Annotated in this window: 1 protein-coding gene; it reads left to right on the top strand. The window is 42.6% G+C overall.

Features of this window, described 5'->3' with window-relative positions; genetic code table 11:
• Nucleotides 1-80 precede the first annotated feature (80 nt).
• Nucleotides 81-832 (top strand): IS5 family transposase gene (locus tag BTV99_RS12485; RefSeq protein ID WP_198411581.1). Its coding sequence is split into 2 segments (ribosomal slippage): nucleotides 81-309 and nucleotides 309-832, totalling 753 coding nucleotides; the frame shifts between segments, so codons are not numbered across the junction.
• Nucleotides 833-845: the final 13 nt, after the last annotated feature.

The following is an 845-nucleotide window of genomic DNA, read 5'->3' as shown; positions in this document are numbered from 1 at the left end:
TAGGGCGTGTCCCTAATCTGGAAAAGTAAGTATAAAGCCTTTAAAATAAAGAGACTATTTACCACATGGCTCTCTAAATTATGGCAAGAACAGTGCTCAATGATAATACATGGGAACAACTCCAAAGTACTATGAAGGCTCATGGCTGTCATACCTGGAAAAATGACAGACAAGTCATGGAAGCCATATTATGGAAACTTCGTACAGGAGCCCCATGGCGTGATATACCGAGTGAGCTATGTCCATGGAAAACCGCCTATAATCGCTTTAACAGGTTGTCAAAAAAAGGCTTATGGGAGCAATTTTTTTTGACCTACGAGCAAGTATTGATGAAGAATGGGTGTTCGCAGACGGAAGCTACATCCGCTGTCATCAGCATTCAAGCGGCGCCAGACGAGGAGAGCTTCGAGCCACTGGAAAATCTCGAGGTGGAACAACCACCAAGATTCATCTCGCCGTCGACTCGCATGGAAACCCGATTGATTTTAAAATCACTGGGGGTGACGTCCACGACAGCCAAGCGGTAGATGACATCATAGAGATGTTAACGGATGCGACCTACTTCATTGCTGATAAAGCTTATGATTCTGAAACCATTAGAAACAGGCTAAAGCAAGACAATATAAGCCCTGTCATCCCTAAAAGAAGAAATGCTAAACAACCAGATGTAGCGTTTGATCATTATTTATATAAGCTACGACACTTAGTTGAAAACACGTTTGCAAGGCTAAAGCAGTTCCGTAGTATTGCGACTCGATACGAGAAATTGGCTCGTAATTATAAGTCTATGCTGTATCTAGCTTGTACTATGATTCATTGCAAACTGAATTAGGGACACGCCCTAG

Source organism: Psychrobacter sp. Rd 27.2 (genome assembly GCF_001921755.1).
GTDB lineage: Bacteria > Pseudomonadota > Gammaproteobacteria > Pseudomonadales > Moraxellaceae > Psychrobacter > Psychrobacter celer.
The sequence above is the reverse complement of the archived record's forward strand: the minus strand, read 5'-3'. Positions and strand labels throughout refer to the sequence as shown.